The organism is Arthrobacter sp. MMS24-S77, from assembly GCF_054888235.1.
Genome location: NZ_JBTZRN010000001.1, coordinates 1,447,604 through 1,462,882 on the forward strand (window position 1 = coordinate 1,447,604; position 15,279 = coordinate 1,462,882).

Consider the following 15,279-nt stretch of genomic DNA (forward strand, 5'->3'; position numbering starts at 1 on the left):
ACGAGCACGTCTCCGGTGCGCAGCCCGTCACGCAAAGCCAACAAAGTGCACAGCTCCCAGTAATGCCGGTACGCGCTCGTGTTCCCGGACTCGGCTGCATATGAACCATCCAAGGCCGCGAGGTGTCCATGATCACGCGGCAGAGGAGGCAACCCGGCCGACTGCCCGGAGCGGAACCGATCCCACCCTATCCGGCCACCACGAATGAGGCCTCCGATTTCCTCATCCGGAACGGCCGGATCGGCGACAATAGCCAGGATAGCGTCCAGAAGTGACTGTCGATCCTCGCCGGCCCTTGCCGTTCAGCGAGATAGTCGCGCATCCTGTGTAAGGCTCTACTTTCCCGCGCTGAGAGGGACTGATCAAAGAGCTGCACGACCTCGTCCAGAACCTCAGTCCCTGACTGCACTAACAACGTCAGCAGGATCGGGTAGCGGCGCTCCGGCTCACGCCGGGCCAACGATTGCGCGGTCATTCGACGGCCCATCGTTGCCAGGAATCGACGCCGCTCGGCCGGTAGGACTGACAAGTCCAGAGCAGGTGCGCCCAGACCGCGCAGGAACTTCAGCTTCTCGATCTCGGTCTTCACCGCCGGAGGCGAGGCTTCCACCGGCCCCTTGTTCAGCCACCGCAGACGCGTCATGCCGATCTTCGGGTCGGTCACCAGCAGACCATCCAACCCGGTACGGGGTTCGTCACTGAACTCAGGCGCCAACCGATCGAATGTCTCCAGCCGTGCGATCTCACGGGCATGGGCAACAGCCTTCGCCAAAGTCACCGGCCCTGGCCGGATAACCCGAGCCGTGATCAGGTACTCACACCCCAACCGGAACAGCAGCGTCGGCGAGTCATGCTCCATCGCACGGGCCAACAAGAACTCATCCAACTCCTTGAACTCCAGCGTCCGCGGCAACCGCCACCCCAAATACTTCGCCGCTAAAGTCCTTTGATCAGTACGGGTCTTCGCCCGCCGACCATAGAACTTCAGCTGGCCCGGCTCAACACCGATCTGATCAGCTAGCCGCGCGACCGCCACCTGCGGCGCTGACGACACCTCATCCGGCACAAACCCAAGCTACGGCAATGTACACAGCGCTACCGCGAGGCCAAGCCTGCCCGAGGCACCTCTTCCGTGACCAGGATCAACAAACGCAAGATCCGCCGCCGACAGGGTAAAAACCGGAACAACTCATCCCTGCCGATCTCAGGGAACCCCCGGAGCCGTTCCAACTCCTCGTCTGTGAATATCTGAACAACCACTCAGCACGCCCTCCGACCACCACCACAAATCTCTTGGTCAGGAGCATACCCAAGCCATATCCGCCCGATTTTTCCCGGATACTACCTCTACCCCCAAAAAAGTGAGCGAGGATCGTAGGCCTAGACGCGGAGCCGGTAGCCCCGTTTCACCACGGTTTCCACGAGCGTTCCGTCCGGAAGCGAGGACCGCAATCGGCTCACTGTCATGTCCAGGGCGTGGACCGAGCCCCGCAATTCCAGGAGGTCGGAGAGTGCTTCGCGGGACAGCACGGCGCCGCCTGCCCCCAGGAGCGCACGCAGCAGGAGCAGCGGAGCCGGTGCCAGTTCCACCACGGAACCATCGATCCTCAAGCAGCGGCCCCGCAGTTCAATATGGCCTGCGGGGGTGTCGAGCCGGCGGACATGGTTCAGGGCCAGATGTTCGGTGACTAGCCGGATGAGCGCACCCATGCGGTAGCGGTCCGGGATGAGGGGGACAGCCCGGCGTCGATCAGCGGTTGTGCGGTGACGGGCCCGACGGCGGCGACGGTCACCTGGGTCTTGAGGGCCTCGATCAGTTGGCGGTACATGCCCATTTCGTGGGCAGTGCTCCACATGGCGTCTACCGCCGGCGCGCTCGTGAAGGTGAGCACGTCCAAGTCTCCACTGCAGGCGGCTTCGATCAGGCGCGGCAGCTTGTCTTCGCCGTCGGGCTTCACCCAACGGTACGGCGTGACGGTGAGGACCGTCGCGCCGGACATGCGGAGGCGCTCGAGCTGGCGGACGTCGGTGTAGCCGTGCAATTGCACGGCGACGGTCTTTCCCCGGACGCCTTCGTGAAGGAGCATGTCCACCAGCGTGGCGGTGGTTTCGTCACTGCTTATCCCGACGTCGGCAAGGCCGGCCGCGCGGACGGCACCGCGGGCTTTTGGTCCCCGGACGAACATGCGGCAGGCCGCCAAGACGTCGAGAAGCTGCTCGCCGATGCCGAAAGAGTCCGCGGCCTCGCACCAGCGCCGCATTCCGTAGGCAGTGGTGGCGATGCAGATATCGGGCTTGGCCGCGATGATCTTCTTCGTGTCCTCGATGAGCGTGATGTCTTCCTGGACCGGTGCGATTTTCAGGGCAGGGGCATGCAGCACCGAGGCACCGCGCCGTTCGAGGGCCTCGATCAGGTCCCGCGACCGCCGGTGGGAAGTCACTCCGATGCGGAAACCGTCCAGCGGCGCATCGTCGTTTGGTCCAGGGGTGGCCAGGGGCGAGCCTGCATCGATGGAATCAAGGGCGTTCAGAGCGGTCATAGGGTTTCCTTCAGGCTTCAAGGAGCGAAGCCGCGAGCCGGCTCAGTTCTGCGGAGGCTTCGGCATGATTGCGGTTGGCTTCAGCCACCCGGACCACCTCGCCGATGACCAGGACGGCCGGGTTGGTGCAGCCTGCGGCCGCGGTGACGATGGTGCCAAGGTCGGCGATGGTAGTGCGTTGTCCGGGCCGGTAGCCGCGTTCGACGACGGCCATGGGCATTCCGGCGTCCATTCCAGCCCGGCTGAGCCCGGCTGCCAGTTGGGGGAGGGTCCCGATGCCCATCAGCACCACGATGGTCCCGCCGAGGCCGGCCAGATGAGTATGTTCCTTCTCGGTCAACGGTGCGTGGCCCGAGACCACGGTGAACATGTGGCTGACTTCGCGGTGGGTGACGGGGATGCCGGCGGCTGCGGGGACCGAGATGGCGCTCGTGACACCGGAGATGACGCGGACGGGAACGCCTGCCTGGGTGCAGGCGGCGACTTCTTCGCCGCCGCGGCCGAAGACGTAGGGGTCACCGCCCTTGAGGCGGACAACGTTTTTGCCTGCCAGGGCGGCGTCGACCATGAGTTTTTCGATGTCGCCCTGGGCTACTTTGTGGTGGCCGGGGCGCTTGCCGACGTCCACCAGTTCCGCGGACGTGAGGCGCACCAGTTCCTGGTAGGGGGCGAGGCGGTCGTAGAAGACGACGTCGGCGTCCCGTAGCGCGTTGACCGCGCCGACGGTGAGCAGATCCAGGGCGCCGGGGCCGCCACCGACCAGCGTGACGTGACCAGGCTCGCCGGCGGCCGGTTCGGTGGCGATGGGGATCCCGGCTTCCCGGCAACGCTCGAGCAGCGGCTCCCAACCGGGCTCGCCGTCGTCGACTGCTGCGACGAGGAACGGGCGCTCTGGCAGCGGGCCGTCGCCTTCGGCGCCGTCCGGCGTGCTGAGACGGTAGACGATGGCGCCGGCGGCTTCGTAACGGCGGACGGCTTGCCGGGCGGCGTTGGCCGAACCCGTGACCAGAACGTCGCGGCCGGTGAGATCAATGGTGAGCTGCATGGTTGTCAATTCCCTTCGCCTGCGGATTCGTTGCCGGACCGGATGGGGATGCTTGCGGAGGCGATGAGCACGCCGCCCTTTTCCTCGGTGGTGGCGGGCCGGATCTGGCCGCGTTCGGGGACGAAGGCGATGGCTTCGTCTTTCTGGTCGGGAGCGTTGACGAAGGAGCGGAAGCGGCGCAGGCGCTCCGGGTCCTTGAGGGTTTCGGCCCATTCGTCCTGGTAGGTGTCGATGTGCCGGGCGATGGCGGCTTCGAGGTCCTCGGCGATGCCGAGGGAGTCGTGGATGATGACGTCCTGGATGTGTTGGAGGCCGCCGTCGAGTTCTTCCTGCCAGCGGGCGGTGCGCTGGAGGCGGTCGGCGGTGCGGATGTAGTACATGAGGTAGCGGTCGATGTACCTGATGAGGGTGTCGTCGTCCAGGTCCTGGGCGAGGAGCTGGGCGTGGGCGGGTTGGAAGCCGCCGTTGCCGCCGACGTACAGGTTCCAGCCCTTGTCGGTGGCGATGACGCCGACGTCCTTGCCGCGGGCTTCCGCGCATTCGCGGGCGCAGCCGGAGACGCCCATCTTGAGTTTGTGGGGGCTGCGCAGGCCCCGGTAGCGAAGTTCCAGGTTGATGGCCATCGCCACGGAGTCCTGGACGCCGAAGCGGCACCAGGTGGATCCGACGCAGGATTTCACGGTGCGCAGGCTTTTGCCGTAGGCCTGGCCGGACTCGAAGCCGGCCTCAACCAGTTCCTTCCAGATGTCCGGGAGTTGTTCGAGGCGGGCGCCGAACATGTCGATGCGCTGCCCGCCGGTGATCTTCGTGTACAGCCCGTATTTCTCGGCCACGCGGGCGATGACGCCCAGTCCCTTGGGGGTGATTTCGCCGCCGGCGATGCGGGGGACCACGGAGTACGTGCCGTCCTTTTGCATGTTGGCCAGGGCGCGGTCATTGGTGTCCTGCAGGGTGCCCCGGCCCGCGCCCAGTACGTACTCGCTGTTCTGGGAGGCCAGGATGGAGGCGATGGTGGGCTTGCAGATGTCGCAGCCGGCACCGGTGCCGTATTTGGCCAGGATGTCTTCGAAGGAGTCCAGTTCCAGGACCCGGATGGCGTCGAAAAGTTCCTGGCGGGAGAGGCTGAAGTGCTCGCACAGGGCCTTGGAGACCTCGATGCCGGACTTCTTCAGTTCCCCTTCGAGGAGCTTCTTGAGCATGGGCACGCACGAACCGCACTGGGTGCCGGCCCGCGAGCAGGTCTTCAGTTCGCCCAGTTCCTGGACCGGGGCGTTGCCCTCGCAGGAGCCGCAGCCGTTGATGGCGTCGCGGATGGATCCGGCGGGCACGTTGTTGCACGAGCACAGGATCGCGTCGTCCGGAAGTTCGGTCTCGGGGGCTTCCCCGCCGCCGGCGGCGGTGAGGTAGGCGCCGGGTTCGGCGGGGAGCTCGCGGCCGAGCAGGGGGCGCAGGCTCATGTAGGGCGTGGCGTCGCCGACGAAGATCCCGCCGAGCAGGGTCTTGGCGTCGTCGGTGGTGACGATCTTCTGGTACACGCCCCGGGCGGGGTCGGCGTAGACGATCTCCAGGGAGTGTTCGGTCTTGGCGAACGCGTCGCCGAAGCTGGCGACGTCCACGCCGGAGAGCTTGAGCTTGGTGGCGGTGTCGAAACCGGGGAAGGTCGCCTGCCCGCCGTGCAGCCGGTCCGCCACGATCTCGGCCATGGTGTTCGCCGGAGCCACGAGCCCCAGGCACATGCCCTCGAAGTTCGCGACCTCACCAATGGCCCAAATGCCGGGGACTGGTGTGGCGCAGTGGTCGTTGATGACCACGCCACCCTTCTTGCCCAGTTCGAACAGCTGTTCTGTGCCATCAGAGGTTTCCTCGCCGGCACGGAACAGCTCGTCGCGGGGACGGATGCCGATGGACGCAATGACCATGTCGGCCGGGATGATGCGGCCGTCCTTCATGAGGACGCCGGTGACCTGGCCGTCGTCGGACAACACTTCGGCGGGGTAGGTTCCCGTAAGAACTTCCAGTCCCTTGGCAGTAACGAGCCGGCCCAATGCCTGGCCTGCGCCTTCATCCAGCTGCGCGTTCATAAGCCATCGTGAACCGTTGATGACGGTGGCTTGCGCTCCGAGCTCCATGGTGCCGGCTGCTGCTTCCAGGCCGAGGAGTCCGCCACCGATGGTCACGGTCCTGACAGGGCGGCCGAGCTTCTCCGTGAGTTCGGAAAGGGTTTTGTTGATGGCCCAGACGTCGTCGAGCGTGCGGTAGACGTGGGCGAGTTCGCTGCCAGGGAAGGGGAGTTGCGCGGCGTCCGAGCCGGTGGCAACTACCAGGTGGTCGTAGGGATAGCTGTTGCCGGCCGCGGTTTCCACCGACTTGGATTCGGTGTTGATCTTGACCACACGCTCGCCCGTGCGCAGGTCCAGGGCATCGTGATCCCACATCGACGCGTGGCCGAGCGTGAGATCGTAGTCCACATCCGTGAGCGCCTTGCTCAGCGTGACCCGGTCATACGGGAGGTGGGCCTCCTCGGCCAGGACCGTGACGTGCCAGCCCTCAAGACCGCGGGTGTGCATGGCGTCGGCAAAACGGTGGGCAGCAGGGCCTCCACCGGCGACAACAATACGGCGCAGGTTTTCTGGGGTGGAAGTGTGTCCGGTCACTGGTGGCCTTTCGCATACGCCGCAGAACGTGCTCCGCAACTTGTCACTTCAGACTACGGACGGGCAGTTTCGCCTCAGTTTCCCTTTTGTTTCGTGGTCTTAACTTCTGGGTCACGATTGGATGTCGTTGCGTGTGAGGTCTCTTTTACGCACCGGACACATTGACTGCATTCCGGTGAAACACTCCCGGCCTACCTTGAAAGTGTGGCCGCTCGGCGGCCAACGCCTGAAAGGAAAGGACAGCATCTGTCCGGCCGCAGGCATAGCGAGAGGGGTTGACATGACCGTCATTCTGGAACGGGAAGAACAACTGATGGATGCGCCGGCGGCGTCCGGCTGGCACCGTGTATGCCCGTTGGACGAGCTTGAGTTGGCCTGGGGCGAGGCAGCCCTGATTGACGGCGTGCAGGTGGCGCTCTTCCGCGTCGACGTCGACAGGGTTTACGCAGTCGCCCAGCAGGACCCCGCAACACTCGCCAACGTCATGGCCCGCGGCATCACCGGTTCCCGGGGATCACGCCCCACCATCGCCTCTCCGTTGCACAAGGAGGTCTACGATCTTCAGACCGGCGAGTGTTATTCAAACCCCGGGTTCCGGCTTCCTGCTTTCAAGACCCGCATGGTTGACGGCTTCATCGAAGTCGAACTGTAGCTTAGAGCCCCAGCCGCGCACCGCCGTCGTCAGCCTCAGAGTCCCAGCGCCTCGCGGACGTCCGCGAGTATGTGGTCCAAAGTGGTCCGCGCGGCGTGCCGGGTTTCTGCGAGTTCCGCCGCCGACCCGACCGACTTGATGACCTCCAGGTAGCATTTGAGCTTTGGTTCGGTACCGCTGGGCCGGATGATGACGCGGCTTTGGTCTTTGGTCAGGTAGAGGAGGCCGTCCGTGGGCGGCAGTTGTTCACTTCCCGCGGCCAGATCCACAAAAGTCTCGATGGCGGAGCCGCCGAACGACTCGGGCGGGTCCGCCCGGAGCCTGTTCATCATGGCGTCCAGCAAGCCAAGATCCGCCACCCTGATGCTGAGTTGATCGCTCGCATGCAGGCCGTGCACCAAGTAGATCTCGTCCAAGGTGTCGAAGATCGTTTTTCCTTCAGCCTTGGCCGCCGCAGCCAGTTCCGCGATGAGCAAGGAGGCGGAAATGCCGTCCTTGTCCCTCACGAGCTCCGGCGCCACACAGTACCCCAAGGCTTCCTCATAGCCGTAGACGAGCCCAGGCACGCGCGAAATCCACTTGAATCCCGTGAGCGTTTCCTCGTGGGCGAAGCCGGACGCCGCGGCAATGCGGGAGAGCAGCCGGGACGAGACGATCGAGTTGGCAAAAACCCCGCGGGTGCCTTCGCTTTGCCGGGCGTCAGCGGCATGGCGGGCCACCACGTGGGCGCCCAGCAGGGCGCCTACTTCGTCGCCCCGCAACATCCGCCAAGCACCCGTATCGGGGTCCTTTGCCGCCACGGCCGCGCGGTCGGCGTCGGGGTCGTTGGCCAACACAATGTCGGCACCCGAACGCGCTGCCGCAGCCAGAGCCAGATCCAGTGCGCCGGGTTCTTCCGGGTTGGGGAAGCTGACGGTGGGGAAGTCCGGATCCGGTTCTGCCTGCTCTTCCACGAGTGAGACGTCCGTGAAGCCGGCCGCGTTGAGAACCGAGACCGCGGTTTCACCGCCCACGCCATGCATCGGCGTCAACACAATCTTCAGCTCCCGTGCCGGGAAATTCTCGACGTCGGCGAGGCCGGCCATCGCGGCCTCGTACTCTCCCGTGATGGAAGCGGGCAGTTCAGTCCAGCCGGACTCGGCCAGTTGGATGGATTCCAAAGGGCCCACGGCTTCGATGCTTGCGGCGATCTGCGCATCGTAGGGTGCCACGATCTGGGACCCCCGGCCACTTTCCTCCACAGCCCGGCCACCCAGGTACACCTTGTAACCGTTGTCCTGCGGCGGGTTATGGCTCGCTGTGACCATGACACCGCCGTCGCAATCAAGCGAACGGACCACGTAAGCCAGCAACGGGGTGGGAAGCGCCGAAGGCATCAGAAAGGTATCGATTCCCGCAGCCGTGAAGATGGCGGCAGTTTCCAGCGCGAAGACATCCGAGTTGTGCCTCGCGTCATAGCCGACGACGGCGCGCGGCCGAGTTCCGGGGGAGGCCGCCTCAACGGCGTCTTTCAGGAAGGCCGCCAAACCTGCCGCTGCCCGCCGAACCACCACGCGGTTCATCCTGTTGGGGCCCGGACCGAGCGCCGCACGGAGTCCCGCGGTACCGAACTGCAGCGTTCCACTGAAGCTGTCTTCAAGCTGTTGACGGGCTGCGGCGACGCCGCTGGAGGCGAGTCCGGTCAGTTCGGACAGTGCTGCTGCCGTGATCGGGTCCGGGTCTTGGGCTGCCCACTTGACGGCGTCGGATATCAGCTTTTCAAATTCGGCATCGCTCGATGTCATAGGGATAAAGCTATCGTCAAAGAGAATGAATGCCGAGGTCACCGGCTATGTCAGCCGTCACAGTCCGGTGGCCCCATCCCAACTGACTCACATTAGGTGTCGTTATGAGGCGTCTAAACGACAACTAATGCGGGGGCCCACGCCGCCAGGGTTCCCTGGCCGTGGGGCCACACCGGCGAGGGGCCCGGCCTGAGCTTGCGAAGGCTGGGAGCCGGTGGGGACTTGCGAGGCGAGGGTGGCGGTGGGGACTAGTTGGGCTGCACAGCGTCAGGGTTGCTGCCGCGTGCTGGTGAGTACGAAGCTCGCCGCGCCGCCTGCGCTGAAGGCGGCCGCGCCCGTGTTGCCCCAATGCGGGAAGAAGATGTCCGAGATAACCGCCGCTCCGTCTTGTGTGAAGACCTCCACGGACGAGGAATCCAGGAGGATGCGGAGGCGGACCTTGCCGTCCTTCGTGGGCACGAAGGTTTGGTGGTAGGGGCTGAACTTAGGCGAGAAGTTGGAGGTTCCGGCCGCGGAGCGGTCCACTTTCAGGGTCTGGCTTGCCCGGTTGTACGAGATCCGGAGGCCTGCCTTCCCGTCCGCGGAAGCCCGTAGAACCAATCCGGCCTCGGCTGAGCCTGCAACGTCCATTTCGGCGTCAATGAGCTGGGTTCGGGCCCCGAAGTCGCTGCCGAGGGGTTCCGTTGAATCCGTGACGGTGAGGTTTTTGCCATGTACTTCACTGGTCTTGGTGTTCGTCAGGGTATCCGCGGCAGCCTGTGCGATGCTCGAATGGAGCTCGAAACGGCCACCCGAAGCTACGAGCGTGAGCTGCCGGGGGATGGCCATGGATCCGCGCCACGGGGTGCTCGGGACGGACTGCGCATAGTCCCAATTCCCCATCCACCCCAGAAGCACCGGCTTTCCACCAGGAGCCGCGGTGATGGTGTTGGCCGCATAGAAGTCCGCTCCATGGTCCAGCCACTGCGACGCCGTCAGCGGGTCGCCCGGCTTTGCAGCGTTTTCCGCCGTGAACCGTGTGCCGTCGAAATCGCCCACGAAGTACTGCATGCCGGAGCCTCCCGCGATGCCTCCCGGGTTGATGCTCAGGATCATGACCCACTTCTTCAGGCCGTTGCCGCCGTCGACGTCCATCTGGAGCAGCTCGGGAACTTCCCAGAGCCCGCCCTGGGCGCCCACTCCCGAGAAGTCGCTGAGGAAGTTCCAGTGCAGCAGGTCCGTGGATTTGAAGAGTTTCACCACCTGGGCGTCAGCAACCACCGTGGTCATGACCCAGTATTTGCCGGGCTCGTACCAGGTGATCTTGGGATCCCGGAAGTTGTTCGACGCCGGCTGCAAGCTGAGCACCGGGTTGCCTTTGTACTTGGTCCAGGACTTCCCGTGGTCCAGGCTGTATGCCACGGACTGGGCCTGGCTGCCCTTGGGCGGCGCCCCGCCGTCGCCGTATGAGCTGGTGTAGAGGGCTACCAGCGGCGGGTTTTCAGCGGTGCCCAGGCCGGAGGCGTTCTTGCTGTCCGGAACGATGGCGCCGGAAAAGATTTCCTCGCTGGCGGAGCCTTCCATGGCTACCGGCTGTTGGGTCCAGTGCACCAGATCCGTGCTGGTGGAGTGGCCCCACGACATGTCTCCCCAGAAGTTGCCGTGCGGATTGTGCTGGTAGAACGCGTGGTAAGTGCCGTTTTCGTAGACGAGTCCGTTGGGATCGTTGATCCAGTTTTGCGACGCCGTGAGGTGCGCGGCGGGCCGCCACGGGTCCGCTTCGGATGGTGCGGGGGCAGCCATCCCGACGGCGGTGCCGCCGGCAGATGGCGACGCGTCCGGCGTCGGGGTGCAAGAACTCGCGAACACCGCCAGGAGGACGGCGACGACGGCGAGTGCCGCCTTGCGAGCGGGCCGGAACGGGCGTTGGGGAGAGTGGAGCATGGGACTTCCTGGGTTGTGGAGCAGGGCGCCCGGGGAGAACCGGGCGCCCCATGTTGCCGGGCAGGCAGCGAATCCTCTGCCTGCCCGGCTGTTTTTGACTGTGGCCTACTTGTAGAGGCCTTCCCCGCCGACGCGGACGTTGGTGGGGAGGTAGCCGAACGGGCCGAGGCCGTTCTTGCCGAAGCTGCGGTCAACCTGCGTGATGCCACCGGCGAAGTTGATCTTTACCGTGGGGGAGAGGGACCCTCCACGGACGCCGTCAACGTTGTCGATGAAGGACTGCACCAGGCCGCCCGGCTGCACGTAGTGCGAGTAGGCCTGGAACTGGCGGCCGTTCTGTTGTGCCGACTGGGTGCCGCTCGGGTTGTTCGCCGGCAGGTTCAAGTCGGTCGGCGAGCCGAGCGCGAGGCCCGAGTTGTTCACCGGCTGGAAGTCCGAACGGACACCGTTGCCAACAAAGCCGTAGACGCCGTCGGGACCACGCATGCCATCGGCGTAGGTGAACTGGTGGCTGATGGTGAACAGGTAGTACTTGTTCTGGCCGTTTTCATTCTGGATGAAGATCTGCGGGCGCTCGGTCTGGTCGTTGACGCAGTTGGCGGACAGGATCGGCGGCAGGAAGTGCCACTGGGTCAGGTCCTTGTTGTCTGCGACGGCCAGGCCGACACTCGCGGTCTGGAACCAGGAACCAGTAGTGGTGTTGACCGTATTGGTGTTTTCGGCGTGGGGATCGCCGGGGCGGTAGCCAAGGTCGGCGTCCGTGCACTTGTAGTCGCCGCGGTTACCTGCGGTGTTGCCTTCGAAAACCATGTACGTCTTGCCCGGGTGCGCCGGGTCTTCGAAGGTGTACGGGTCACGGAAGGCAAAGCCGGCGTTCTGGGCCTTGGACTGGTACAGCTTGCCGTCCGGCTCGAGCAGCTTGGTGTGCTGGAAGCCGTCGAAGGTCACACCGTTCTGGTCGGCATGGATGTTGCCCAAAGCCTTGGCGATGACCGCATCCGGAGCGATGCCGCCGCCGCCCGCGTTGCGCTCTGCACGGTCGTAGAACGTGGTGGCCGTGTAGAACACGTTGACGTGGTCGCCCTGCATGAGGCGCGTGGAACCGGACCATTCGGTGTTGCCGATGGAGGTGTTGTCCAGGAACAGGTGTCCACCGTAGTTCCACTTGTCCTTCGCGGGATCTGCGTTGGTCTTGCGGAAGAAATAGCCGATGCGGGCGTTCCAGTGGCGCTGGTCGAAGCCGTAGCCTGCGTGGCGGTCAGCGACGAGGGAGAAGATGACGTCCCAGCCCTTGTAGCTGATCTGGTTGGCGTTCTGGTCCGTCAGGGACCACGTATCCCAGACCCAGACGTCGTCGTTCATCGCCGGGAAGTCCTTGGGGATTTCCGGCATGGTGACGTTGGGGCTCATGGAGTTCTGGCCGGGGGCCACGTTCGGGTTGCTCTGGGCCATGACCTGCTTGGCATCCGCCCGCGTCCACTTGGACGTGAAGGCTGCTGCGGGATCAAAGGCTTCCTGAGTGTGGACCGTCGGCAGCGGGAATCCCGGCGTCGGGGCCGGCATTGTGGTGGCCGGCTTGTCGGCAGGCAGGTTTGCCTGGGCTGCCGGGGATGCCATGAGCACCGTGGCAGCCACACCGGCAGCGGCCGCAAAGGCGGCCGCTGACCGCAGGCGTCGGCGCGGCCTGTTGGGGGTTGAGTGAGATTTCATGCTTGCTCTTCTCGCGGAGGTTGGACTACGTGGAATGGGCGCAAGCCCTGTCCGCACTCCGGCGTTCCCGGTAACACCAATGGCGTCGTCAGGAACGCCATCGTGTCGGGTGGATGGGGGATTCTTAGGAAGCCCCCATCCTTCGGTCCGGCACGTCGACTTGCCGGGACCGTTCAAAGCTTGACGCGCGCTGGATGCGGTTGCAAGCCGTGTTTCGAGCGGGGTGGGAGCCCATCGACCACATGTCAGACATATGTGCGCAAGCGTTTACATTTTTACACCGCGCGCGTGCCATGGAAAGCGCTCCGGGTCAAATGTTTCTGAATAAATCTGATTTATTCGAAAAGTTCACACGCCATTAACACTTGGGCGAATTGACTTGACGGGGGATGGAAAATTGGCGTGACGAGATCTGTCGCGTGATGGTTAGGTGGCGGCGTGAACTCGCCGGCAACCCTGGACCGCTCTTGCCATCTCGCTTCAGGGGAACGCAGAACTGCCCGCGCCGGGACCCGCGCGGGCAGTTCGGTTGTTCTTGGCGGATCGGCTAGCTGGCTTTGTTCGAGCGCGTGCGGGCCAGGGCGGTCACGCCCGCGGCCAGGCCGATGAGGCCCGCCGCCAGGCCGAACCAGCCGGCCGTGGATCCGGCGTCGTTGGATGTCGTCGAGGCGGCAGCTGACGGTGCCGGGGTCACGGATGGGGAGGACGTGGGTGCCGCCGATGCGGCGGAGTCACTGGCAGTGGTCACGAACGAGGGAGCAGGGTGCTCGGGCTCGGGCTGGCCCTCGACTGTCTTCTCGTCCCACTTGACCACGGTGCCGTCGGTGTACGTCTGGGTTGCCGGCAGGGTGATCGTGGTGCCGGCATCCGGCAGGACACCCACCGAGATCGAGAACGCCTGGTATTCGTCTTGCCCGATCTGGTGAGCGGTATCAGCGGTCCACACCACCGACGTGACGGCCCTGGTCACTGTTGCTCCCGCGACCGTGACCGGTTTTGGCAGAGTGGAAGTGATGAGTTCGGCTTTCCAGCCCTCGAGGGGTTTCACGGACACCGAGTTGAACGGAGTGTCGGTGGGGAGTGACACTTCGAGTTTGTCGGTTTTTGCCGTGGGCGACTCGTTAGGCACGTTGAAGGTCAGGTGCGTGTAGCCGCCGGCCGCCGGGTCGTCGGGGTCGACATGGACGTGCGCGGAAGCGGCTGAAACGCCGAACGCGAGCAGCCCGGCGGCCATCGTGGCAGCGCAGGCGGTCTTGAGGGTACGGCGGTGGGAGGTCTTCATGGCAATAGTGCCTTTCACAAAGGAAATGCGGTTGGGGGCCGGGCGCGGACGGAGGTCCGGACCGGTAAAGGCAGCGAGTTGCCGCCTGTCCCTGCCCGTAGGTGAAAGGGGAGTCTTAGGCGGCGGGAACCAGGGCGGGCGGACCGCGCCGGGAGGGAAGCAGGAGGCCGCGAAGTCCTCGGGGAAGCACAGCGGGGGCCGCGCAGGGGGCGGGGCCGCGAGCTGGCTGGAAGAGTGTTGGGGCGGGTAGCTGCACCAAGGGGCGCAGCCATGCCGCCAGTGCCCAAAATGCCTGTTCCCCACGTGCGAGCAGCAATGCTGTGCCCAGGGTCGCCACCGCGTGGGCGGCGAACATTTGCCAGTCGTTTGCAGCGGCATGTGCGGGCAACGCGGCATTTGCGGTCCCGGGGAGCAGAGCCGAGATATGTCCTGCGTGCCCGGACGGCAGGGGTGCCACGGATGAAACCCCGGGCGACAGGGCGCAGAACGCCCAGTGAAGCCAAAACTGCCCGGCGCCCAAGAGGCTTGCCAGAAGCGGCATGGGGAGGCGGAACCGCGTGAGTATGGCCACCGGCAGAATCGTCAGGGCACACAGCGCCATCAGGATGGCTGGCTCGGGTAGCTTACCGCCACCGGCCAGGTGCCCACCCGAGGCCAAGCCCAGAATGATTGAACCGATCAGACCCGTCCGCAACAACCGAAAAGGCGCGGGAGTCATTATCGGCGGTCCTTTCCGGTTGAAGTGCTCGGTGGAGAGTCACTCAAATTCTACTGGTGCCGCCAACGCCGGATAGCCGGGGAGCCTCGATTCCCCGGCTCCTGGATCAGAGCTTGGCGATGATGTCCGCCAGGAGTCGCGAAATGCGCGCGCCGGCCGTCTGGCCTGCCTCGATGACTTCCTGGTGGCTCAGCGGTACCGGGCTGATGCCGGCGGCCAGGTTGGTCACCAGGGAGATGCCGAAGACCTCCATGCCTGCGTGGCGTCCGGCGATAGCCTCCAAAGCAGTGGACATGCCCACCAGGTCAGCGCCGATTCGCTTGGCGTACTGGACCTCGGCAGGAGTTTCGTAGTGTGGGCCGGTGAACTGGGCATAGACGCCTTCGTCGAGTGTCGGATCCACCTCGCGGGCCAAGCCGCGGATGCGCGAGGAATACAGATCCGTGAGGTCGACGAAGGTGGCGCCTTCAAGAGGGGACGCCGCCGTCAGGTTGATGTGGTCGCTGATCAGCACGGGAGTGCCGGGGGACCAAGCTTCGTTCAGGCCACCGCAGCCGTTGGTCACCACCAGGGTCTTGCATCCTGCGGCCGCAGCAGTGCGCACGCCGTGGACTACCGCACGAACGCCTTTGCCTTCGTAGTAGTGGGTACGCGCGCCGAGGACAAGGGCCCGCTTGCCCTCCTTGGTCAGGACCGAGCGGATGGTGCCCACATGCCCCTCAACCGCAGGAGCGTGGAAGCCGGGAACTTCCGACGCCGCGAGCGTCGCCGTCGTTTCGCCAATGAGATCCGCGGCCGCGCCCCAGCCTGAGCCGAGCACGAGCGCGACGTCGTGGGATTCGACGCCGGTCTCCGCCGCGATGTAGTCGGCCGCAGCTTTGGCGGCTTCGAATGGGTCTGTGTTGATCAGCTCTGTGTTACTCACTGGTACAAGCTACAGTGCCGCTCGCGCTGTTGAACAGGGCACTGTT

Annotated in this window: 10 protein-coding genes and 1 pseudogene; 1 reads left to right on the forward strand and 10 read right to left on the reverse strand. The window is 64.9% G+C overall.

Features of this window, described 5'->3' with window-relative positions; all coding sequences use genetic code 11:
- Nucleotides 1-187: 187 nt before the first annotated feature.
- From ACX5I4_RS06590 to nirB, 4 genes and pseudogenes are all read right to left on the reverse strand, one after another.
- Complete coding sequence (locus ACX5I4_RS06590; protein WP_461835970.1) at nt 188-1,066, reverse strand: DUF4158 domain-containing protein; 879 nt, start codon at nt 1,064-1,066, stop codon at nt 188-190.
- 314 nt (nt 1,067-1,380) lie between these two features.
- Nucleotides 1,381-2,540, reverse strand: a pseudogene (locus tag ACX5I4_RS06595) (uroporphyrinogen-III synthase).
- 10 nt (nt 2,541-2,550) lie between these two features.
- The gene (cobA, locus tag ACX5I4_RS06600; RefSeq protein ID WP_461835971.1) at nt 2,551-3,585 is read right to left on the reverse strand and encodes a uroporphyrinogen-III C-methyltransferase; all 1,035 of its coding nucleotides are present in this window, start codon (nt 3,583-3,585) and stop codon (nt 2,551-2,553) included.
- 5 nt (nt 3,586-3,590) lie between these two features.
- Nucleotides 3,591-6,239 carry a nitrite reductase large subunit NirB gene (gene nirB, locus ACX5I4_RS06605; protein ID WP_461835972.1) on the reverse strand — a complete coding sequence of 883 codons (2,649 nt, stop codon included), beginning with the start codon at nt 6,237-6,239 and terminating at the stop codon, nt 3,591-3,593.
- Between the two features lie 280 nt (nt 6,240-6,519).
- Here nirB and nirD point away from each other — a divergent pair, with 280 nt between their 5' ends.
- Nucleotides 6,520-6,891 (forward strand): nitrite reductase small subunit NirD, encoded by a 372-nt coding sequence (nirD, locus tag ACX5I4_RS06610; RefSeq protein WP_461835973.1) that lies wholly within the window; start codon nt 6,520-6,522, stop codon nt 6,889-6,891.
- A gap of 35 nt (nt 6,892-6,926) precedes the next feature.
- Here the strand turns inward: nirD and ACX5I4_RS06615 are convergent, their stop codons facing one another.
- From ACX5I4_RS06615 to ACX5I4_RS06640, 6 genes are all read right to left on the reverse strand, one after another.
- Nucleotides 6,927-8,675, reverse strand: coding sequence for a phospho-sugar mutase (locus tag ACX5I4_RS06615; RefSeq protein ID WP_461835974.1), 1,749 nt, complete (start codon nt 8,673-8,675; stop codon nt 6,927-6,929).
- 267 nt (nt 8,676-8,942) lie between these two features.
- Nucleotides 8,943-10,598: a glycoside hydrolase family 32 protein gene (locus ACX5I4_RS06620; RefSeq protein WP_461835975.1), complete on the reverse strand. Its 1,656-nt coding sequence runs from the start codon at nt 10,596-10,598 to the stop codon at nt 8,943-8,945.
- A 105-nt stretch (nt 10,599-10,703) separates the two neighbouring features.
- On the reverse strand, nt 10,704-12,308 hold the full coding sequence (locus ACX5I4_RS06625) for a glycoside hydrolase family 68 protein (protein ID WP_461835976.1): 1,605 nt from the start codon (nt 12,306-12,308) through the stop codon (nt 10,704-10,706).
- 547 nt (nt 12,309-12,855) lie between these two features.
- Nucleotides 12,856-13,590, reverse strand: a complete 735-nt coding sequence (locus tag ACX5I4_RS06630) for a YcnI family copper-binding membrane protein (RefSeq protein ID WP_461835977.1) — start codon at nt 13,588-13,590, stop codon at nt 12,856-12,858.
- A gap of 115 nt (nt 13,591-13,705) precedes the next feature.
- On the reverse strand, nt 13,706-14,308 hold the full coding sequence (locus ACX5I4_RS06635; RefSeq protein WP_461835978.1) for a hypothetical protein: 603 nt from the start codon (nt 14,306-14,308) through the stop codon (nt 13,706-13,708).
- 106 nt (nt 14,309-14,414) lie between these two features.
- The gene (locus ACX5I4_RS06640; protein WP_461835979.1) at nt 14,415-15,233 is read right to left on the reverse strand and encodes a purine-nucleoside phosphorylase; all 819 of its coding nucleotides are present in this window, start codon (nt 15,231-15,233) and stop codon (nt 14,415-14,417) included.
- Between the last annotated feature and the right edge of the window lie 46 nt (nt 15,234-15,279).

Excerpts from the sequence above, each read along its gene's own strand:
- cobA (WP_461835971.1), bottom strand. The coding sequence starts at position 3,585 with ATGCAGCTCACCATTGATCTCACCGGCCGCGACGTTCTGGTCACGGGT.
- nirD (WP_461835973.1), top strand. The coding sequence starts at position 6,520 with ATGACCGTCATTCTGGAACGGGAAGAACAACTGATGGATGCGCCGGCG.
- ACX5I4_RS06615 (WP_461835974.1), bottom strand. The coding sequence starts at position 8,675 with ATGACATCGAGCGATGCCGAATTTGAAAAGCTGATATCCGACGCCGTC.
- ACX5I4_RS06620 (WP_461835975.1), bottom strand. The coding sequence starts at position 10,598 with ATGCTCCACTCTCCCCAACGCCCGTTCCGGCCCGCTCGCAAGGCGGCA.
- ACX5I4_RS06625 (WP_461835976.1), bottom strand. The coding sequence starts at position 12,308 with ATGAAATCTCACTCAACCCCCAACAGGCCGCGCCGACGCCTGCGGTCA.
- ACX5I4_RS06630 (WP_461835977.1), bottom strand. The coding sequence starts at position 13,590 with ATGAAGACCTCCCACCGCCGTACCCTCAAGACCGCCTGCGCTGCCACG.
- ACX5I4_RS06635 (WP_461835978.1), bottom strand. The coding sequence starts at position 14,308 with ATGACTCCCGCGCCTTTTCGGTTGTTGCGGACGGGTCTGATCGGTTCA.